Annotated in this window: 19 protein-coding genes; 16 read left to right on the forward strand and 3 right to left on the reverse strand. The window is 71.7% G+C overall.

Annotated features, from left to right (window positions below):
* Window positions 1-46: 46 nt before the first annotated feature.
* Window positions 47-772, reverse strand: coding sequence for an exonuclease domain-containing protein (locus ACZ6A9_RS23145; RefSeq protein ID WP_468988283.1), 726 nt, complete (start codon window positions 770-772; stop codon window positions 47-49).
* A 168-nt stretch (window positions 773-940) separates the two neighbouring features.
* On the opposite strand from ACZ6A9_RS23145, the gene ACZ6A9_RS23150 reads away from it, so the two are divergent.
* The 4 genes from ACZ6A9_RS23150 to ACZ6A9_RS23165 all read left to right on the forward strand — a co-directional run bounded on the left by ACZ6A9_RS23150 (window position 941) and on the right by ACZ6A9_RS23165 (window position 5431).
* On the forward strand, window positions 941-1507 hold the full coding sequence (locus tag ACZ6A9_RS23150) for a DUF4365 domain-containing protein (protein ID WP_468988286.1): 567 nt from the start codon (window positions 941-943) through the stop codon (window positions 1505-1507).
* The gene (locus tag ACZ6A9_RS23155; protein ID WP_468988289.1) at window positions 1504-2730 is read left to right on the forward strand and encodes a hypothetical protein; all 1227 of its coding nucleotides are present in this window, start codon (window positions 1504-1506) and stop codon (window positions 2728-2730) included. The genes ACZ6A9_RS23150 and ACZ6A9_RS23155 overlap by 4 nt, the downstream gene beginning before the upstream one ends.
* A 93-nt stretch (window positions 2731-2823) precedes the next feature.
* A complete protein-coding gene (thrS, locus tag ACZ6A9_RS23160) occupies window positions 2824-4800 on the forward strand; it encodes a threonine--tRNA ligase (RefSeq protein WP_468988292.1) in 1977 nt (658 codons plus the stop codon).
* A gap of 82 nt (window positions 4801-4882) precedes the next feature.
* Window positions 4883-5431 (forward strand): HIT family protein, encoded by a 549-nt coding sequence (locus ACZ6A9_RS23165; protein WP_468988294.1) that lies wholly within the window; start codon window positions 4883-4885, stop codon window positions 5429-5431.
* Window positions 5432-5548: 117 nt separating this feature from the next.
* Here ACZ6A9_RS23165 and ACZ6A9_RS23170 read toward each other — a convergent pair whose 3' ends face one another.
* Window positions 5549-7204 (reverse strand): hypothetical protein, encoded by a 1656-nt coding sequence (locus ACZ6A9_RS23170; protein ID WP_468988296.1) that lies wholly within the window; start codon window positions 7202-7204, stop codon window positions 5549-5551.
* A 219-nt stretch (window positions 7205-7423) separates the two neighbouring features.
* Window positions 7424-9622, reverse strand: coding sequence for an elongation factor G-like protein EF-G2 (locus ACZ6A9_RS23175; RefSeq protein ID WP_468988299.1), 2199 nt, complete (start codon window positions 9620-9622; stop codon window positions 7424-7426).
* Between the two features lie 291 nt (window positions 9623-9913).
* Between ACZ6A9_RS23175 and pgsA the strand changes: the two genes are divergently transcribed.
* From pgsA to secD, 12 genes are all read left to right on the forward strand, one after another.
* Entirely contained in the window at window positions 9914-10600 is a 687-nt protein-coding gene (gene pgsA, locus ACZ6A9_RS23180; protein ID WP_468988301.1) for a phosphatidylinositol phosphate synthase, read from the forward strand.
* Window positions 10597-11541, forward strand: a complete 945-nt coding sequence (locus ACZ6A9_RS23185) for a phosphatidylinositol mannoside acyltransferase (RefSeq protein ID WP_468988303.1) — start codon at window positions 10597-10599, stop codon at window positions 11539-11541. The genes pgsA and ACZ6A9_RS23185 overlap by 4 nt, the downstream gene beginning before the upstream one ends.
* Complete coding sequence (locus ACZ6A9_RS23190; protein ID WP_468988306.1) at window positions 11538-12701, forward strand: glycosyltransferase family 4 protein; 1164 nt, start codon at window positions 11538-11540, stop codon at window positions 12699-12701. Before ACZ6A9_RS23185 ends, ACZ6A9_RS23190 begins: the two co-directional genes overlap by 4 nt.
* A 159-nt stretch (window positions 12702-12860) precedes the next feature.
* Window positions 12861-13403, forward strand: a complete 543-nt coding sequence (locus ACZ6A9_RS23195) for a LemA family protein (RefSeq protein WP_468988308.1) — start codon at window positions 12861-12863, stop codon at window positions 13401-13403.
* Between the two features lie 138 nt (window positions 13404-13541).
* Entirely contained in the window at window positions 13542-14453 is a 912-nt protein-coding gene (pdxS, locus tag ACZ6A9_RS23200) for a pyridoxal 5'-phosphate synthase lyase subunit PdxS (protein ID WP_468988310.1), read from the forward strand.
* 7 nt (window positions 14454-14460) lie between these two features.
* On the forward strand, window positions 14461-15069 hold the full coding sequence (pdxT, locus tag ACZ6A9_RS23205) for a pyridoxal 5'-phosphate synthase glutaminase subunit PdxT (RefSeq protein ID WP_468988313.1): 609 nt from the start codon (window positions 14461-14463) through the stop codon (window positions 15067-15069).
* 48 nt (window positions 15070-15117) lie between these two features.
* Window positions 15118-15870, forward strand: a complete 753-nt coding sequence (locus ACZ6A9_RS23210; protein ID WP_468988316.1) for a YebC/PmpR family DNA-binding transcriptional regulator — start codon at window positions 15118-15120, stop codon at window positions 15868-15870.
* A gap of 107 nt (window positions 15871-15977) precedes the next feature.
* Window positions 15978-16562, forward strand: a complete 585-nt coding sequence (gene ruvC, locus ACZ6A9_RS23215) for a crossover junction endodeoxyribonuclease RuvC (protein WP_468988667.1) — start codon at window positions 15978-15980, stop codon at window positions 16560-16562.
* Window positions 16559-17164, forward strand: a complete 606-nt coding sequence (gene ruvA, locus ACZ6A9_RS23220) for a Holliday junction branch migration protein RuvA (RefSeq protein ID WP_468988319.1) — start codon at window positions 16559-16561, stop codon at window positions 17162-17164. The genes ruvC and ruvA overlap by 4 nt, the downstream gene beginning before the upstream one ends.
* Window positions 17165-17189: 25 nt before the next feature.
* Entirely contained in the window at window positions 17190-18263 is a 1074-nt protein-coding gene (gene ruvB, locus ACZ6A9_RS23225) for a Holliday junction branch migration DNA helicase RuvB (RefSeq protein ID WP_468988322.1), read from the forward strand.
* Window positions 18264-18428: 165 nt separating this feature from the next.
* Window positions 18429-18923, forward strand: a complete 495-nt coding sequence (gene yajC, locus ACZ6A9_RS23230) for a preprotein translocase subunit YajC (RefSeq protein WP_468988325.1) — start codon at window positions 18429-18431, stop codon at window positions 18921-18923.
* Between the two features lie 132 nt (window positions 18924-19055).
* Entirely contained in the window at window positions 19056-20831 is a 1776-nt protein-coding gene (gene secD, locus ACZ6A9_RS23235) for a protein translocase subunit SecD (protein ID WP_468988328.1), read from the forward strand.
* Window positions 20832-20833 lie beyond the last annotated feature (2 nt).

A 20833-nucleotide genomic window follows, 5' to 3' on the forward strand; every position in this document is an offset into this window, starting at 1 on the left:
GTCCGTCCTCGACGGACCGGCTTCTTGCTGCCTCGCGGCACGTCCCTCACGCCGCAGCCGGCAGGCCCGGGCGCAGCGGCCAGGCCGGGTCGACGACCTCCTCCGTGCCGGTGCGCGCGAACCACGACTGCAGGCCCCGCGCCTGTGCCGCGTGCCACAGCGCCTGCAAGGTGTGCAGCTCACCGGGGGACAGCCGCTCCAGACGGGGCGCGAAACGACGCCCCACCGCCCGGGCGACCTCCAGGGCGGCCACCGCGTCCGCCGCCGCCTCGTGCGCCCCCTCCAGCGGCACCTCGTAGTACGCGCACAGGTCGCTCAAGGTGCGGCGCCCCTTGCGGTAGCGGTCCAGATGCTTGTCGAGCACCCACGGATCCAGCACCAGCAGCGGCGTCCGCTCGAACCACCGGCTCAGCGACGACGCCCGGTGCCGGCGCAACTCCCGGTCCAGCAGCGTCAGATCGAACGGCGCGTTCATCACCACCACCGGCCGGCCCACCCGCGCCTGCTCCGCCAGCGCCTGCGCCACCTCGTACATCACCGGTGCCGGCCAGCGGCCGTTGCGCTGGAGGTGCTCGTCGGTCAGCCCGTGCACCCGCGTCGCCCCGGCCGGCACCGGCACCCCCGGATTCACCAGCCAGCGCGTCACCCGGGGCCGGCTGCCCGGCGCGTCCTGGACGACGAGAGCGGCCGACACGATCCGGTCGGTCTCGACGTCCACACCCGTCGTCTCCGTGTCGAAAGCAGCCAACGGCCCTTCGTACCAGCTCGCCATACCCAACAACCCCTCGTCCACCATTGGCAGTTGACGCGAAGTCCACTGCCCGAAGCGGTGATACCCGGGCTGTTTGCGCCGTACGCCCGAAGGAGACAACAGGAGTGCGGGTCTTTGCAGTTCAGTGACCCGCACGGGGAAAAACACTGCTCTGGAAGGCTGTTGGCCATGGCCGTTGCGCAGCCCGAACGGGGCGGGCTGCTGCCCGAGCGCACGCCGGCCTCCCGCGGCACCCTCGCCACCACCGCCTGCATGGAAACCCTGCAGGTCGGCTATCTGCACGCCGTCGCCGCCGCCGCGGGCTGTTCGCTCTCCCAGCCCTTCCCGGACAACGGCATCGACTGGCACGTCAGCCACAGCGCCGCCGGACACACCGTCGACGACGAGGTCACCATCAAGGTGCAGCTGAAGGCGACCTACCAGATCACCCCCGACCCGCCCGGCCGCTTCTTCTCCTTCACGCTCGACAACGCCCACCTCGCCAAACTCGCCCGCACCCCGGTCGCCGTGCACAAGATCCTCGTCGTGATGATCGTGCCCCGCTCCCAGGACGACTGGCTGAGCGCCGGCCGCGACCGCCTCGACCTGCGGCACTGCTGCTACTGGACCAACCTCGCGGGACACCCGGTCACCGGCCGGCACCGCACCACCGTGCGGATCTCCACCTCACGCATCTTCGACGACCGGGCGCTGTGCGAGATCATGACGCGGGTCGGGACCGGAGGGACACCGTGACGCACCTCCCGACCGGGGAACCCCCGCGGCCCGCCCGCCCCCACCCCGCCTTCGACGGCCGCCCGCCCGAGCCCGCCGACACCGACCCCGCCGTGCTGACCGCCCTGCTCCACCGGCACGGCTGGCAGCGCCGCGGCGGCGTCCCCGGCCGCTACGGACGGTGGACCCCGCCCGGACCGGGCACCGGCACCAGTCTCCTGGTACCGGTGAGCCGCGCCTTCCCCGACAGCGAGGACCTGCTCGGCGAGGCACTGCAGGCCCTCTCACGCAGCGGCACCCCCCGCGCCCGCGAGATCCTGCTGGCCCTGGCCGTGCCGAGTGACGAGATCCACTGGTCGCGCGACACACCGGCCGGACCCGGCGGCGCCACGGCCTGGACGGCGGAGGAACAACTGCGTTCCGCCGCACGCCGGATCCTGCTCGCCGCAGCCCTCGCCACCCGCGCCCGCACCGGATACCACGGCGTCCGGCACCGGCGCACGGCCGCCGCCGCGCTGGACACCGTCCTGGTCGGGCCCGCGCGGGACGGACGCCGGCTCACCGCCTTCGCCCCCGTCACCACCGGCCGCTCCCTCGCCGTGTGCCTCCACCACGCCCTGCACGCCGTCCGCGAGGCCATCGACCACCGCCGCGCCACCGGCGGCATGGACGCCTTCGACACCGCCGTCGCGGCGGGCGCCAGCCAGGAACTCACCGAGGCCCTCGTCGCCCTGGTCCGCGGCACCGAGGGCGCCCGCGTCGGCATCGCCTGGGCGCCGGCGGCCGGAGTGCCCGGCGGCTGCGCGGCCGCCGCGGAACCCGTCGAGTTCTCACCCGGCGACCTGCCCGTCCTGCGCGAGGCCGGCCCGCGCTACCAGCGGGCGGAGCCGTCCGTCACCGTGCGGATCACCGGCACGGTCGTACGGATGCACCGGTCCGGACCCCGCGGCGACGGCGTGATCCGGCTGCGCGTGCTCGCCGGAGCCGAGATCGGTCAGGTCCGCGCCGTGCTCGGCGAGGAGGACTACCGCATCGCCGGACACGCCCACCTCGTCGGACTGCCGGTCCGCGTCCGGGGACGGCTGGAGAGCCGGGGCGGTTTCCGCCGGCTCACCGGCGCCCGCGACCTGGCGCCCGTGCAGGTCGCGGGCGCCGAACGGGACCGCCTGCTCAAGGCGCTCCAGGCGAACGCCGAGACCGCGGCCTCCTTCGGCGAGGCATGCGGCCCCGACGACGGGCGATGATTTCGCGGAGCACCCTCCCGGGTCGGTACGATCGCACCCATGCGTGCGCTCCGGTATGGCGCCGCGACCACAGCCTTCAGTCAGGAGAGACCGGTGTCAGACGTCCGTGTGATCATCCAACGCGATTCCGAGCGGGAAGAACGCGTGGTGACGACGGGCACCACGGCCGCCGAGCTCTTCGCCGGCGAGCGTACGGTCGTCGCCGCCCGCGTGGCCGGCGAGCTCAAGGACCTCGCCCACGAGGTCAGGGACGGCGAGACCGTCGAGGCGGTCGAGATCTCCTCCGAGGACGGTCTCGACATCCTGCGCCACTCCACCGCGCACGTCATGGCCCAGGCCGTGCAGGAGCTGTTCCCCGAGGCCAAGCTGGGCATCGGCCCGCCGGTGCGGGACGGTTTCTACTACGACTTCGACGTGGACAAGCCCTTCCACCCCGATGACCTCAAGGCCATCGAGAAGAAGATGCAGGAGATCCAGAAGCGCGGCCAGCGCTTCTCCCGCCGTGTCGTCACCGACGACGAGGCCCGCGAGGAGCTCGCCGGAGAGCCGTACAAGCTGGAGCTGATCGGCCTCAAGGGCTCCGCCTCGCACGACGACGGCGCGGACGTCGAGGTCGGCGCCGGCGAGCTGACGATCTACGACAACCTGGACGCCAAGACCGGCGAGCTGTGCTGGAAGGACCTCTGCCGCGGTCCCCACCTGCCCACCACCCGGTACATCCCCGCGTTCAAGCTGATGCGCAACGCGGCCGCCTACTGGCGCGGCAGCGAGAAGAACCCCATGCTCCAGCGCATCTACGGCACCGCCTGGCCGTCCAAGGACGAGTTGAAGGCGCACCTGGAGTTCCTCGCCGAGGCCGAGAAGCGCGACCACCGCAAGCTGGGCAGCGAGCTCGACCTGTTCTCCATCCCGGAGCAGATCGGTTCCGGCCTCGCCGTCTTCCACCCCAAGGGCGGCATCATCCGCCGCGTCATGGAGGACTACTCGCGCCGCCGCCACGAGGAGGAGGGCTACGAGTTCGTCTACACCCCGCACGCGACGAAGGGGAAGCTCTTCGAGACCTCGGGCCACCTGGACTGGTACGCCGACGGCATGTACCCGCCCATGCAGCTCGACGAGGGCGTGGACTACTACCTCAAGCCCATGAACTGCCCGATGCACAACCTGATCTTCGACGCGCGAGGCCGGTCCTACCGTGAACTGCCGCTGCGCCTCTTCGAGTTCGGGACCGTCTACCGGTACGAGAAGTCGGGCGTCGTGCACGGCCTGACCCGCGCCCGCGGCTTCACCCAGGACGACGCGCACATCTACTGCACCCGCGAGCAGATGTCGGAGGAGCTCGACAAGACGCTCACCTTCGTCCTGAACCTGCTGCGCGACTACGGTCTGACCGACTTCTACCTGGAGCTGTCCACCAAGGACCCGGAGAAGTTCGTCGGCTCCGACGAGGCGTGGGAAGAGGCCACCGCGACGCTGCGCCAGGTCGCGGAGAAGCAGGGCCTGCCCCTGGTCCCGGACCCGGGCGGCGCCGCCTTCTACGGCCCGAAGATCTCTGTCCAGGCCAAGGACGCCATCGGCCGTACCTGGCAGATGTCGACCATCCAGCTCGACTTCAACCTGCCGGAGCGCTTCGACCTGGAGTACACGGCAGCGGACGGTTCCAAGACCCGCCCGGTCATGATCCACCGCGCGCTGTTCGGCTCGATCGAGCGGTTCTTCGCGGTGCTGCTCGAGCACTACGCGGGCGCGTTCCCGGCCTGGCTGGCGCCGGTGCAGGCGATCGGCATCCCGATCGGCGACGCGCACGTCGAGTACCTGGAGAAGTTCGCGGACGCGGCCCGCAAGCAGGGGCTCCGCGTCGACGTCGACTCCTCCTCCGACCGCATGCAGAAGAAGATCCGCAACGCCCAGAAGCAGAAGGTGCCCTTCATGGTCATCGCGGGCGACGAGGACATGACCAACGGTGCGGTGTCCTTCCGCTACCGCGACGGCTCGCAGGAGAACGGCATCCCCGTCGACGAGGCCATCGCCAAGATCGCGAAGGTCGTCGAGGAGCGGGCGCAGGTCTGACCGCGGAACCGACCCCGAGGCCCCCGGGAGCGATCCCGGGGGCCTTTTCCGCGGTTCCCCGGTGACGCCATATGCTGCACACATGACGAGTGAGCCGGAGCAGCAGTGGGGAGTGGGCACGCAGGACGCGTTCCAGCGTCTGTGGACGCCCCACCGGATGGCCTACATCCAGGGCGAGAACAAGCCGACCGGCCCGGGCGCCGACGACGGCTGCCCCTTCTGCTCGATCCCGGCCAAGTCCGACGAGGACGGTCTGGTCCTCCGGCGCGGTGAGCTGGTGTACGCGGTGCTCAATCTCTACCCGTACACGGGCGGCCACCTGATGACGGTGCCCTACCGGCACGTCGCCGACTACACGGAGCTCACGGCCGAGGAGACCGCGGAGCTCGCCGGACTCACCAAGCAGGCGATGACCGCGCTGCGGACGGCGTCCGGCGCGCACGGGTTCAACATCGGCATGAACCAGGGCACGGTCGCCGGGGCGGGCATCGCCGCCCACCTGCACCAGCACGTCGTCCCGCGCTGGGGCGGCGACACCAACTTCATGCCCGTGGTCGGTCACACGAAGGTGCTGCCGCAGCTCCTCGGGGACACGAGGAAGATGCTCGCGGAGGCCTGGCCGAAGGGCTGATGCGGGCATCGACCAGCCCGGCCGGTGGTCGAGGACGAGGCCGTCCAGGCCGGGGGGGTCCGGGAGCGCAGCCCCCGGACCCCACCACGACCCCTGAACCGCCCCACCGCCGAAGGCCTACGCGTCGTACACGTCCGCCTTCTTCGGCGAAGGGTCCTGCACCGCCGTGCTGAGGAAGGACGACCGCGCGCCGAACTTCTCCGTGTCCACGCCGTTCTCCGCCAGCACCTTGATCGCCGCGGAGTGCACCGCCCGCAGCACCGGCGTCGCCGCGCGCAGCGCGTCGTCCGCCATGAAGCGGTGCCGCCAGGGCTTGTCCGCCCACGCGTGCCGCAGGCCGAACGGCTCCGGCAGACTGAGCTTGCCGCCCAGCCAGTACAGCAGCGGCGGATACCAGGTCAGCGGTGCCCGGGCGGCCAGGCGCACCACCTCGTCCGCGTCGACCAGCGGGAGCTTCACCTTCCGGGTCTCCCAGAACCTGATCGACTTCTGGACCTCCTTCTCCTTGGCCGCGGGCGCGCTGGTGAACAGGGAGTGCACCGGGCCCAGCGCGTGACCGGTCACCTCGATGCGCAGCGTCTCGTGGAGCACGGTCACGGTGATCAGCATGGTGAGCACCAGCTGGCCGTCCCACAGCGTCCACTGCACACCCAGGTAGTGCCGGTCACCGGCGCCGAACTGCTGCTTGTTGCAGATGTCCTGTATCGCGTGCGACTTGATCTGGTACGCCTCGACGTCCGTGCCCTCCGGGCGGGACACCGCCGTGGCGTTCTCCCCGATCGGCGTGACGATCCAGTGCCGTACCGACGGCTTGGGGAAGCCCCCGGTGTGCAGCGGGCCGCGCTCCAGCATCCGCAGCCGGTCGTGGATCGCCCTGACGACGTCCCAGCTGCGGAACGGGTTGATCTCCCGGCCGGCGTCGGCCGGCACCAGCTCCTCCGCGAGCTGCCAGCTGCCCCAGCGCGTGCCCATGCCGAGTATGCCCTTGGGGCCGGCGTAGAACACGGAGTTGGACTGCTGCTCGGCGCTGAGCCGGGCCAGCGACTGGCGCAGCTGCTCGGCCGCCGTCTCACCGGGGCTGGAGGGGACCGCCTCGGGCACCTTGGCGCCGACGCTGCTCCCGGAGAGCAGGCTGCTCCACCGATCGCGCAGGTCCCTCGCCGTGCGCTCGCAGATCCGCTTGGCCCAGAACCAGCCCACCACCGGGGCGACCACCGAGGCGCGCGCGTACCAGCCCCAGAACCCGTCGAACGGCATGCGCAGCAGGAACAGCACGGCGAGGCCGGCCACCGCGACCAGCAGGACGGTGGCGAGCGCGCCCGCCCGCTTGTCCTCGCGCCGCGCCATCGTCGTACGGATCTGGAAGACCAGCAGCCAGACGATCAGACCGGGCAGAAAGAGCAGCCCGCACAGGACCATCACGGCGCTCAGCCAGTTGTCCCGCTCGCGGCGGATGCGGTGCGCCGCCAGCGCGTGTTCGACCACGACCTGCGGCTGGGTGCCGAAGGACTGGATGAGTGGTGCGCGGCCGGATCCCAGCATGCGGTCGATGACCGCCCGGGAGAACGCCTCGCCCAGATTGGGCCGGAACAGCTTGACGCGGGGCTTGCCGACCTCCGACTTGTGCCACTCGTTGTTGGCCTTGAGTATCTCGTCGGCCTCGTTGTCCCGGTAGGCCGCCGAGGCCAGCGCGAACGTCGGCGTCTGTCCTTCGTCGCCGGTGCGCGGCACCTGCGGACCGAAGAAATCCGCGTAGCCGCTCTCCACGGTCATTCCCGCCCCCGATCGCCGCGACTGTCGTCTTGCGGCCTTCCCGACTTCCTTGCTCCGCACACCTGTTGATCAGGTCTTCAGCGTATCCGCAGCCGCGGACATCCGTGGGCGGACCGCGGGAACGGTCCACCGGTACGGAGTGAAGCATTCCCGGGCCGTCGCCGCACAGGCGGCGTGCGCGGGCGCCCGCCGGGTCGTCCGGCGAGCGCCCGGAGCGCGTCACGAGGCTTGGCGCGCCTCCTCCGTGACCCGTTCCGCGACCTGCGGCGGCATGGGTTCGTGCCGCGCGTACCGGCGGCTGAAGCGGGCGGTGCCGTGGGCGAGGGAGCGCAGGTCGACGGCGTAGCGGCCGATCTCGATCTCCGGGACCTCGGCCCTGATGAGGGTGCGCCCGCCGGCGGACTGCTCGGTGCCCAGCACCCGGCCGCGCCGGCCCGAGAGGTCGCTCATGACGGGGCCGACGTACTCGTCTCCGACCAGGACGCTCACCTCGGCCACCGGTTCCAGCAGGTGGATCCTGGCGTCGGAGGCGGCCTCGCGCAGCGCCAGCGCGCCCGCCGTCTGGAACGCGGCGTCGGAGGAGTCCACCGAGTGCGCCTTGCCGTCCAGCAGGGTCACCCGCACGTCGATGAGCGGATGTCCCGCGGCGACTCCCTTGACGGCCTGTGCCCGGACGCCCTTCTCGACCGAGGGGATGAACTGCCGGGGGACCGCGCCGCCGACCACCTTGTCCACGAACTCGATGCCCGAGCCGTTCGGCAGCGGCTCCACCTCGATCTCGCAGATGGCGAACTGTCCGTGCCCGCCCGACTGCTTGACGTGCCGGCCGCGCCCGGCGGCCCTGCCGCCGAAGGTCTCCCTGAGCGGCACCCGGTGCGGCACGACGTCGACCTGGACGCCGTAGCGGCTGCGCAGCCGCTCCAGGGCCACGTCGGCGTGCGCCTCACCCAGGCACCACAGCACCACCTGGTGGGTGTCCTGGTTCTGCTCCAGCCGCATCGTCGGGTCCTCTGCGACCAGCCGGGCCAGCCCCTGGGACAGTTTGTCCTCGTCCGGTTTGCTGTGCGCCTCGATGGCGAGCGGCAGCAGCGGATCGGGCATCTCCCAGGGCGCCATGAGCAGCGGGTCGTCCTTGGCGGACAGGGTGTCGCCGGTCTCCGCGCGGCTCAGTTTCGCCACGCACGCGAGGTCGCCGGCGATGACGTGCGACACGGGCCGCTGCTGCTTGCCGAAGGGGGTGGACAGAGTGCCGATCCGCTCGTCGACGTCATGGTCCTCGTGGCCCCGGTCGCCCAGCCCGTGCCCGGAGACGTGGACGGTCTGGTCGGCGCGGAGCGTGCCGGAGAAGACGCGGACCAGGGAGATCCGGCCGACGTAGGGGTCGGAGGACGTCTTCACGACCTCGGCGACCAGGGGAGCGTCCGGATCGCAGGGCTTCAGCTCGCGCGGCCTGCCGTCGACCGTGGTCACCTTCGGCGTGCCGTGCTCCAGCGGGGTCGGGAAGCCGCCGGTGATCAACTCCAGCAGCTCGACCGTGCCGAGTCCCTGGCGGGCGCCCTCGGCGGCGGGGGCGGCGGCCAGAACCGGGAAGAACACCCCTCGCGCCACGGCCCGTTCCAGGTCCTCGATCAGCGTCCTGACGTCGACCTGTTCACCGCCGAGGTAGCGGTCCATGAGGGTCTCGTCCTCGCTCTCGGCGATGATCCCCTCGATGAGCCGGCCGCGGGACTCCTCGATGAGGGGCACCTGCTCCTCGCCGGGCTCGGACTCCTTGCGCTCGCCGCCCGAGTAGTCGAACAGCTTCCGGGTGAGCAGGCCGATCAGACCGTGCACGGGCGCGTGCCCGTCGGGCCCCTCCGGCCCGCGCAGCGGCAGGTACAGCGGCAGCACGGCGTCGGGGTCGTCCCCGCCGAAGGCCTCCGCGCAGATGCGGGTCATCTCCTCGAAGTCCGCCCGGGCGGCCTCCAGGTGCGTGACGACGATGGCGCGCGGCATGCCGACCGCCGCGCACTCGTCCCACACCATGCGGGTCGAGCCGTCCACGCCGTCCGAGGCCGAGACGACGAAGAGGGCCGCGTCCGCCGCCCGCAGACCGGCCCTGAGGTCCCCGACGAAGTCGGCGTATCCGGGGGTGTCCAGCAGGTTGACCTTGATGCCGTCCCATTCGACCGGCACCAGGGAGAGCTGTACCGAGCGCTGCTGGCGGTGCTCGATGTCGTCGTAGTCGGAGACCGCGGTGCCGTCCTCCACGCGGCCCGCCCGGTTCACCGCCCCCGCGGTCAGCGCGAGGGCCTCCACCAGTGTCGTCTTGCCCGATCCGGAGTGGCCGACCAGCACCACATTCCGCACGGACGTGGGGTGGTCGGCCGCCCGTGCCCTGCCGGCGGCCCCGGGGTGTGCATGCGCCTTGTCGCCCATGATCCTGCCTCCCGTGCACGGTGAGGTCACTGTGGGCGCGGACCCGCGGAATCCGCGTGCGGTGCGGCTCCGGCGACGCCCGCGGTCATTCGAGCTTTCCACTCCCGCCACGGTGCGTCCATACGAAAGACACGATCCCGGCGTCCCCGCCCGCGGTCCACGGGGGTCCCGGTGCACGGGGTGTCGTCCCCGCCGCGGGGGTACGCCCGTCGCCCGCGCGTGCGCCTGGCTACGATTGGGCCCGCCGGTGGCCAGCGGGGCCGCACGGCCACACCGACCGTCGGGAAGGCCATGCTGAACAAGTACGCGCGTGCATTCTTCACGCGTGTCCTCACACCGTTCGCCGCGTTTCTCATCCGGCGGGGGGTCAGCCCGGACACGGTCACGCTCATCGGCACCGCCGGTGTGGTCGCGGGCGCGCTGGTCTTCTACCCCATGGGCGAGTTCTTCTGGGGCACGATCGTCATCACGCTGTTCGTGTTCTCCGACCTCGTCGACGGCAACATGGCCCGCCAGCTCGGCCGGTCCAGCCGCTGGGGCGCCTTTCTGGACTCCACCCTCGACCGGGTCGCGGACGGGGCCGTCTTCGGCGGTTTCGCCCTGTGGTACGCGGGAGACGGCGACAACAACGTCCTGTGCGCGGTGTCGATCTTCTGTCTGGCCAGCGGCCAGGTCGTGTCGTACACCAAGGCGCGCGGTGAGTCGATCGGACTGCCGGTCGCGGTCAACGGCCTGGTCGAGCGGGCCGAGCGGCTGGTGATCTCGCTGGTCGCGGCCGGCCTCGCCGGGCTGCACGCCTTCGGAGTCCCCGGCATCCAGTACCTGCTGCCCGTCGCCCTGTGGATCGTCGCCGTGGGCAGCCTGGTCACGCTGATCCAGCGGGTCGTCACCGTGCGCCGGGAGTCCGCCGAGGCGGAGGCGGCCGAGGCGCAGGAAGCAGAGGCGCAGCAGGCCCGGGGGAGCGAGGCCGCGAAGTGAGCGCCCAGGAGCGGCTCACCGACGCCCTGTACGGCGCCGGCTGGGGCACCGTCAAGAAACTTCCCGAGCCGGTCGCCGTGCGCCTGGGCAGGACCATCGCCGACGTCGCGTGGAAGCAGCGCGGCGAGGGCGTGCTGCGGCTGGAGAGCAACTACGCGCGCATCGTGCCGGACGCGGGACCGGAGCGGCTCGCGGAGCTGTCCCGCGCGGGCATGCGGTCGTACCTGCGCTACTGGATGGAGTCGTTCCGGCTGCCCGCCTGGAGTGCCGAACGGATCGCGGCCGGCGTCGAGGTCGAGGACCTCCACCACCTGACCGACGGCATGGCGGCGGGCAAGGGCGTCGTCCTCGCGCTGCCCCACCTCGCCAACTGGGACCTCGCCGGCGCCTGGGTCACCACGAAGCTCGGCATACCGTTCACCACCGTCGCCGAGCGGCTGAAGCCCGAGACGCTGTACGACCGGTTCGTCGCCTACCGCCAGGGCCTCGGCATGGAGGTGCTCCCGCACAGCGGCGGCTCCGCCTTCGGCACCCTGGCCCGGCGGCTGCGCGACGGCGGACTGGTCTGCCTGGTCGCCGACCGCGACCTGTCCTCCTCCGGCGTCGAGGTCGGCTTCTTCGGCGAGCGTGCCCGCATGCCGGCCGGGCCCGCCCTGCTGGCCCAGCACACCGGGGCCCGGCTGCTGCCGGCCACGCTCTGGTACGACGACTCACCGGTGATGCGGGGGCGGGTCCACCCCCCGGTCGGGGTGCCGGCGTCGGGTACGCGCGCCGAGAAGACGTCCGTCATGACACAGGCGCTGGCCGACGCCTTCGCCACGGGGATCGCCGACCATCCGGAGGACTGGCACATGCTCCAGCGCTTGTGGCTGAAGGACCTCGACCCCGCGCGGGGCCCCGCGACGGCCCCGGCGAAGGACCAGGAGGGGACCTCGTCGTGAGGATCGGCATCGTCTGCCCGTACTCCTGGGACGTGCCGGGTGGCGTCCAGTTCCACATCCGCGATCTGGCGGAGTACTTCATCCGCCTCGGTCATGAGGTGTCCGTCCTCGCCCCGGCCGACGACGACACCCCCCTGCCCCCGTACGTCGTCTCGGCGGGCCGCGCGGTTCCCGTGCCGTACAACGGCTCGGTGGCCCGGCTCAACTTCGGTTTCCTGTCGGCCGCACGGGTGCGGCGCTGGCTGCACGAGGGCGCCTTCGACGTCGTCCACATCCACGAGCCGACCTCGCCCTCGCTCGGTCTGCTGACCTGCTGGGCGGCCGAGGGGCCGATCGTCGCCACCTTCCACACGTCCAACCCGCGCTCCCGTGCGATGATCGCCGCGTACTCGATCCTGCAGGCCGCCCTGGAGAAGATCAGCGCGCGGATCGCGGTGAGCGAGTACGCCCGCCGCACCCTCGTCGAGCACCTGGGCGGCGACGCCGTGGTCATTCCCAACGGCGTCGACGTCGACTTCTTCGCCAAGGCCGAGCCCAGACCGGAGTGGCAGGGGGACACCATCGGCTTCATCGGCCGCATCGACGAGCCCCGCAAGGGCCTGCCGGTGCTGATGAGGGCCCTGCCGAAGATCCTCGCCGCCCGCCCGGGGACACGGCTGCTGGTCGCGGGCCGGGGCGACGAGGAGGAGGCGGTCGAGTCGCTGCCCGAGGAGCTTCGCCCGCGTGTGGAGTTCCTCGGCATGATCAGCGACGAGGACAAGGCCCGCCTCCTGCGCAGCGTCGACGTGTACGTGGCACCCAACACCGGCGGGGAGAGCTTCGGCATCGTCCTGGTCGAGGCGATGTCCGCGGGCGCGCCGGTGCTCGCCTCCGACCTCGACGCGTTCGCCCAGGTCCTCGACCGGGGAGCGGCGGGCGAGCTGTTCGCCAACGAGGACGCGGACGCGCTCGCCGAGGCCGCGCTGCGGCTCCTCGACGACCCCGGGCGCCGTGCTGAGCTGAGCGGGCGCGGCAGCGCCCACGTCCGCCGCTTCGACTGGTCGACGGTCGGCGCGGACATCCTGTCGGTCTACGAGACGGTGACGGCCGGCGCGGCCGCGGTCGCGGCGGACGACCGCGCGACGGGACTCAGGGCCCGGCTGGGCCTGGCCAGGGACTGAGCGAGGGCTCGCGCGGCCTGCCCGGAGGGTTGAGCGGGTGACGGCCCCGTGCCCGCGGCCCAGGGGATCCGGGCACGGGGCCGCAGCCCTCCGGGCCGAGGGGGACGGGGCGTGCCCCAGGGGCGGCGGCCGGCACCGGCGGTACTAGCCTTGCCGCCCGTGACCGCAACCCTCATCTGGATCCTTGTCGCCCTCGTCGCCATCGGCCTCTACCTGAGCTGGACGGCGGGCAGGCTGGACCGGCTGCACGCCCGTATCGACGCGGCCCGCGCCGCCCTCGACGCCCAGCTGCTGCGCCGCGCCTCCGTGGCCGGGGAGCTGGCCACCTCCGGAGTGCTCGACCCGGCCGCCTCGATCGTGCTGTACGAGGCCGCGCACGCCGCGCGGCAGGCGGTGGAGGAGCAGCGCGAGGTCGCCGAGAGCGAGCTGACCCAGGCGCTGCGCGCGGTGTTCGCGGACGCGCAGCAGGTGGACGCGGTCAGGGAGGTGCCCGGAGGGGAGGAGGCGGCCCTGGAGCTCGCCGAGGCGGTCCGCAGGGTGCCGATGGCCCGCCGCTTCCACAACGACGCCGTGCGCGCCGCCCGCGCCCTGCGCCGGCACCGCAAGGTGCGCTGGTTCCGGCTGGCCGGGCACGCGCCCTTCCCGATGGCCTTCGAGATGGACGACGAGCCCCCGGCCGCCCTGATCGAGCGGGCCGCATAACGGCCGAGTCCGCCCCGCGCCGGAGACCGCTTCACCCGAAAACGATCCACCGGCTTCCCATTGGCCCTTGCTGTGGCCTGCTCCGTTCACGTTTCCTCAGTGCTGCAGAAACCCCCTTCCCCCTCAGCGAGGTCATTCGTGTCCAGCACGCTCTCCGAAAACCAGGGTCCCGAGACCGGCACCGCCCGTGTGAAGCGAGGCATGGCCGAGCAGCTCAAGGGCGGCGTGATCATGGACGTCGTCACTCCGGAGCAGGCGAAGATCGCCGAGGACGCCGGAGCCGTCGCCGTCATGGCCCTGGAGCGGGTCCCGGCCGACATCCGCAAGGACGGCGGCGTGGCCCGCATGTCCGACCCGGACATGATCGAGGGCATCATCGACGCGGTGTCCATCCCCGTCATGGCCAAGTCCCGCATCGGCCACTTCGTCGAGGCCCAGGTGCTCCAGTCCCTCGGCGTGGACTACATCGACGAGTCCGAGGTCCTCACCCCGGCCGACGAGGTCAACCACTCCGACAAGTGGGCGTTCACCACCCCCTTCGTCTGCGGTGCCACCAACCTGGGCGAGGCCCTGCGCCGCATCGCCGAGGGCGCCGCGATGATCCGCTCCAAGGGCGAGGCCGGCACCGGCAACGTCGTCGAGGCCGTACGCCACCTGCGCCAGATCAAGAACGAGATCGCCCGCCTGCGCGGCTACGACAACAACGAGCTGTACGCCGCCGCCAAGGAACTGCGCGCCCCCTACGAGCTGGTCAAGGAGGTCGCCGAGCTGGGCAAGCTGCCCGTCGTGCTGTTCTCCGCCGGTGGTGTGGGCACCCCGGCCGACGCCGCGCTGATGCGCCAGCTCGGCGCCGAGGGCGTCTTCGTCGGCTCCGGCATCTTCAAGTCCGGTGACCCGGCCAAGCGTGCCGCCGCCATCGTCAAGGCGACCACCTTCTACGACGACCCGAAGATCATCGCGGACGCGTCCCGCAACCTCGGCGAGGCCATGGTCGGCATCAACTGCGACACCCTCCCCGAGACCGAGCGCTACGCCAACCGCGGCTGGTAGTCCCCTGATGAGCGACGCCCTTGTCATCGGCGTCCTGGCGCTCCAGGGCGACGTACGGGAGCACCTCACCGCCCTGGCCGCGGCCGACGCCGTGGCCAGGCCGGTCAGGCGCCCCGAGGAACTCGCCGAGGTCGACGGCCTGGTCATTCCCGGCGGCGAGTCGACCACGATCTCCAAGCTGGCCGTCCTGTTCGGCCTGATGGAACCCCTCCGCGCGCGCGTGCGCGACCGCATGCCGGTGTACGGCACCTGCGCGGGAATGATCATGCTCGCGGACAAGATCCTCGACCCCCGCTCGGGTCAGGAGACCGTCGGCGGCATCGACATGATCGTGCGCCGCAACGCCTTCGGACGGCAGAACGAGTCCTTCGAGGCCGCGGTCGACGTCAAGGGCGTCACCGGCGACCCCGTGGAGGGCGTCTTCATCCGCGCCCCCTGGGTGGAGTCCGTCGGCGCGGGGGCCGAGGTGCTCGCCGAACACGCCGGACACATCGTCGCGGTCCGCCAGGGCAACGCGCTGGCCACCTCGTTCCACCCGGAACTGACCGGGGACCACCGGGTGCACGCCCTCTTCGCCGACATGACGAGGGCGAAGCGGGCGGCCGAGTCCTTGTAGGATTCCTGCGTTCGTTGCAGAGATGGGTTACGCGAAGGAGACAGGCAGATGTCCGGCCACTCTAAATGGGCCACGACGAAGCACAAGAAGGCCGTGATCGATGCCAAGCGCGGCAAGCTCTTCGCGAAGCTGATCAAGAACATCGAGGTCGCCGCGCGCATGGGCGGCGTCGACCTGGACGGCAACCCCACACTCTACGACGCCGTCCAGAAGGCCAAGAAGCAGTCGGTGCCGAACAAGAACATCGACTCCGCCATCAAGCGCGGTGGCGGTCTCGAGGCCGGTGGCGCGGACTACGAGACGATCATGTACGAGGGCTACGGGCCCAACGGTGTCGCGGTGCTCATCGAGTGCCTCACCGACAACCGCAACCGCGCCGCCTCGGACGTGCGCGTCGCGATGACCCGCAACGGCGGCTCCATGGCCGACCCGGGCTCCGTGTCGTACCTGTTCCACCGCAAGGGCGTGGTGATCGTCCCCAAGGGCGAACTGACCGAGGACGACGTCCTCACCGCCGTCCTGGACGCCGGCGCCGAGGAGGTCAACGACCTCGGTGAGTCCTTCGAGGTGCTCAGCGAGGCCACCGACCTCGTCGCCGTGCGCACCGCCCTGCAGGACGCGGGGATCGACTACGACTCCGCCGAGGCCAACTTCGTCCCGACCATGCAGGTCGAGCTGGACGAGGAGGGCGCCAGGAAGATCTTCAAGCTCATCGACGCCCTGGAGGACAGCGACGACGTGCAGAACGTCTTCGCCAACTTCGACGTGAGCGACGAGATCATGGAGAAGGTCGACGCGTAACGCGTCCACTGCTCAGCGGGCCGGCGGGACACTTCCGCCGGCCCGTCGCTCTGTCAGTGGCACCCGATAGCCTGCACAAACAGGTGATCGAGGGAGAGGGCCGGCGCGTGCGCGTACTGGGGGTGGACCCGGGACTGACCCGGTGCGGTGTGGGCGTCGTCGAGGGCGTGGCGGGCAGACCGCTCACCATGCTCGGCGTGGGCGTCGTCCGCACTCCGGCGGACGCCGACCTCGGCCACCGCCTCGTCGCCGTCGAACAGGGCCTCGAACAGTGGCTGGACGAGCACCGGCCCGAGTTCGTCGCCGTGGAGCGCGTCTTCAGTCAGCACAACGTGCGCACCGTGATGGGCACCGCCCAGGCCAGCGCCGTGGCGATCCTGTGCGCCTCCCGCCGCGGCATCCCCGTCGCCCTGCACACGCCCAGCGAGGTCAAGGCCGCCGTCACCGGCTCGGGCCGCGCCGACAAGGCCCAGGTCGGCGCCATGGTCACCCGGCTGCTCCGGCTCGACGCCCCGCCGAAACCGGCCGACGCCGCCGACGCCCTCGCGCTCGCCATCTGCCACATCTGGCGCGCGCCCGCCCAGAACCGGCTCCAGCAGGCCGCCGCCCGGCATGCCGCCGGGACCGCCCGCCCGCCGGGGACGGCCCGCACCCCCCGCTCCCCGCACGCATCGAAAGGCCGTACGACATGATCGCCTTCGTCAGCGGCACGGTCGCCGCCCTCGCCCCCGACACCGCGGTGGTCGAGGTCGGCGGCGTGGGCATGGCCGTGCAGTGCACGCCCGACACGCTGTCCACGCTCCGCGTGGGCAAGCCCGCGAAGCTCGCCACCTCGCTCGTCGTGCGCGAGGACTCCCTGACCCTGTACGGCTTCGCGGACGAGGACGCACGCCAGGTCTTCGAGCTGCTCCAGACCGCCAGCGGCGTCGGCCCCCGGCTGGCCCAGGCGATGCTCGCCGTGCACGCCCCCGACGCCCTGCGCAGAGCCGTCTCCACCGGCGACGAGAAGGCGCTCACCGCCGTCCCCGGCATCGGCAAGAAGGGCGCCCAGAAGCTGCTCCTGGAACTCAAGGACCGCCTCGGCGCGCCGGTCGGCGCCCCCGCCGTCGGCGCGCAGGTCACCGCCGGCTGGCGCGACCAGCTCCACGCCGCCCTGATCGGCCTCGGTTACGCGACCCGCGAGGCCGACGAGGCCGTCTCCGCCGTCGCACCCCAGGCGGAGGCCGCCGGGGGGACCCCGCAGGTCGGGCAGCTGCTCAAGGCCGCCCTGCAGACGCTCAACCGCGCCCGATAGCCCGTACCGAGAGCCGAGGCAACACATGAACTGGGACGACACCACCGACACCGACGCCACCGGCGAGCGGCTGGTGGGCCCTGTCGCCGACCGCGAGGACCAGGCCGTCGAGGCCGCCCTGCGCCCCAAGGACCTCGGCGAGTTCATCGGCCAGGAGAAGGTCCGTGAGCAGCTCGACCTCGTCCTGCGTGCCGCCCGCGCACGCGGCGCCACCGCCGACCACGTGCTGCTCTCCGGTGCCCCCGGACTCGGCAAGACCACCCTCTCGATGATCATCGCCGCCGAGATGGAAGCCCCCATCCGCATCACCTCGGGCCCCGCCATCCAGCACGCCGGCGACCTCGCGGCGATCCTCTCCTCCCTCCAGGAGGGCGAGGTCCTCTTCCTCGACGAGATCCACCGGATGTCCCGGCCCGCCGAGGAGATGCTCTACATGGCGATGGAGGACTTCCGCGTCGACGTCATCGTCGGCAAGGGTCCCGGCGCCACCGCCATCCCCCTCGAACTGCCCCCCTTCACCCTGGTCGGCGCCACCACCCGGGCCGGCCTGCTGCCGCCCCCGCTGCGCGACCGCTTCGGCTTCACCGCCCACATGGAGTTCTACGAGCCCGCCGAGCTGGAGCGGGTCGTCCACCGCTCGGCGAGCCTGCTCGACGTGGAGATCGACGCCCACGGCGCCGCGGAGATCGCCGGCCGCTCCCGGGGCACGCCCCGGATCGCCAACCGGCTGCTGCGCCGTGTCCGGGACTACGCGCAGGTCAAGGCCGACGGCCTGATCACCCAGGACATCGCCGCGGCGGCCCTCGCCGTCTACGAGGTCGACGCCCGCGGCCTGGACCGGCTGGACCGGGCGGTGCTCGAGGCGCTGCTCAAGCTGTTCGGCGGCGGTCCGGTCGGCCTGTCCACGCTCGCTGTCGCGGTGGGGGAGGAGCGTGAGACGGTGGAAGAGGTGGCGGAGCCTTTCCTGGTGAGGGAGGGACTGCTCGCCCGCACCCCCCGCGGACGGGTCGCCACCCCGGCGGCATGGGCGCACCTCGGCCTCGCGCCGCCCCGCTCGCAGGCCCCGGGAAACGGACAAGGGGACCTGTTCGGGACGTGACGGCGAGCGCGTTGGCCCAGGCAGGAACCCGGGTGCCATGCTGAGCGTTGTTCCGTTGACGCGGACTGGCTTAGACTCCGCCGATGCCACCGTTGCCGGCGGCATCACATACCCCCAACCATCAGGCCGTTCACCAGCGCGGTCGTGTGAAGGAAGTTCCGACCCGTGAGTCTCCTGACCCTCCTCCCGTTCATTGTGCTCATCGGGGCCATGTTCCTGATGACCCGGTCGGCCAAGAAGAAGCAGCAGCAGGCCATCGACATGCGGAACCAGATGCAGCCCGGTTCCGGCGTCCGCACCATCGGGGGCATGTACGCCACGGTCAAGGAGGTCAGCGAGGACACGGTCCTCCTCGACGCCGGCCCGGGTGTGGAACTGCTGTTCGCGAAGAACTCGATCGGTGCCGTCCTGACCGACGAGGAGTACAACCGCATCGTCCACGGCATCGAGCACGACCTGCAGTCCGACGTCGTCCCCGACGACGCCTCCTCCCTCACCGAGACCGACGACTCCTCCGACGCTGCCGCCGCCTCCGACGACACGCCTGTCGACCTCGGCAAGAAGGACGCGGCCGACGAGCCGGCCGACGCCGACACCGCCGACGAGGCCAAGGCGGAAGCGCAGCCGAAGAAGTCCGACGGCGACTCCGACGCGAAGTAGTCATGTCCCGGGGTGCGCGGGTGCTGCCCGTGCGCGCCGGGACATGCCCAGCTCGCACGGAATCCCGACACCACGTCATGGCCGCCCGCACCCCGACCCGGAGCGAGGCGGTCCGAGAGGGAGTACGAGAAGGTGGCAGCACTCAAAAAGGGAAAGAACGCGAGCGCCACGAGTAAGCCGTGGCGCTCGCTGGCTCTGATCCTTATCGCCATCGTGGCGCTCACCGGGGGGATGTTCGCCTCCGGGCACACCACTCCGCGTCTCGGCATCGACCTGGCCGGTGGCACGAGCATCACCCTGGCAGCGGTCCCCGAGGCGGGCCAGGAGTCCGCGGTCAACAAGACCAACATGGACACCGCGGTCTCCATCATGGAGCGGCGTGTCAACGGTCTCGGTGTCTCCGAGGCCGAGGTCCAGACGCAGGGCACCCGCAACATCATCGTCAACATTCCCAAGGGCACGAACTCCAAGCAGGCCCGGGAACAGGTCGGCACCACCGCCAAGCTCTACTTCCGCCCCGTCGTCGCCACCGAGCTCGCCGGCGGCGGCGCCGCCCCGACGCCCAGCGCCACCGGCGACGCCGCGGAGCAGGACTCCGGCGAGGACAAGGCCACCGAGAAGGCGACCGACGGCTCGTCCCCGTCCGCCACCGGCAGCCCGTCGGCGAGCGCCACCACCCAGGGCCGCGCGGTCACCGACGCCCTGAAGGCCGACGAGACCCCCTCCGCGTCCCCGAGCGGCAAGGCCGGCGACAGCGCCGAGCCCGCCCCGTCCGCGCCCGGCGGCGCCTCCGGCGCCGACAGCAAGCTCCAGGCCCAGTACGCCGCGCTCGACTGCACCAAGGAGAGCGTCCGCGCCAAGGCCGGTGCCGGCGCCAAGGCCGCCGACTCCACCGTCGCCTGCGGCCAGAACTCCCAGGGCCAGTGGCAGAAGTACATCCTCGGCCCCGCCGCGGTCGACGGCACGGACGTCGACGAGGCCGACGCCGTCCTCAACACCCAGACCGGTGCCGGCTGGACCGTCACCATGAAGTTCAGCGACGGCGGCGCCAAGAAGTTCGCCGACATCACCGGGCAGCTCGCCCAGCAGCAGTCCCCGCAGAACCAGTTCGCCATCGTCCTGGACAACGAGGTCGTCTCCGACCCGTACGTGAGCCAGGCGCTGACCGGCGGCAACGCCGAGATCTCCGGCAACTTCAACCAGCAGTCGGCGCAGGAACTGGCCAACATGCTGTCCTACGGCGCCCTGCCCCTGACCTTCCGCGAGGACAGCGTCACCACCGTCACCGCCGCCCTCGGCGGTGAGCAGCTCGAGGCCGGCCTGATCGCCGGTGCGATCGGCCTCGCCCTGGTCGTGCTCTACCTGCTGGTCTACTACCGGGGCCTGTCCTTCATCGCCATCGCCTCCCTGCTGATCTCCGCGGCCCTCACCTACGTGATCATGTCGCTGCTCGGCCCGACCATCGGCTTCGCGCTGAACCTGCCGGCCGTGTGCGGTGCCATCGTCGCGATCGGCATCACGGCGGACTCGTTCATCGTGTTCTTCGAACGGGTCCGGGACGAGATCCGCGAGGGCCGCACGCTGCGCCCGTCCGTGGAGCGGGCCTGGCCGCGAGCCCGGCGCACCATCCTGGTCTCCGACTTCGTGTCGTTCCTCGCCGCCGCCGTGCTGTTCGTCGTCACCGTCGGCAAGGTCCAGGGCTTCGCCTTCACGCTCGGCCTGACCACGGTGCTCGACGTCGTGGTGGTGTTCTTCTTCACCAAGCCGCTGCTGACGCTGATGGCCCGCCGGAAGTTCTTCTCGAGCGGTCACAAGTGGTCCGGACTCGACCCGAAGGCGCTGGGTGCCAAACCACCGCTGCGCCGCACCCGCCGTCCCTCCGCCCCCGCCCTGACGAAGGAGGCGTGAGA

The sequence above is a fragment of the Streptomyces sp. NPDC041124 genome, from assembly GCF_055592385.1.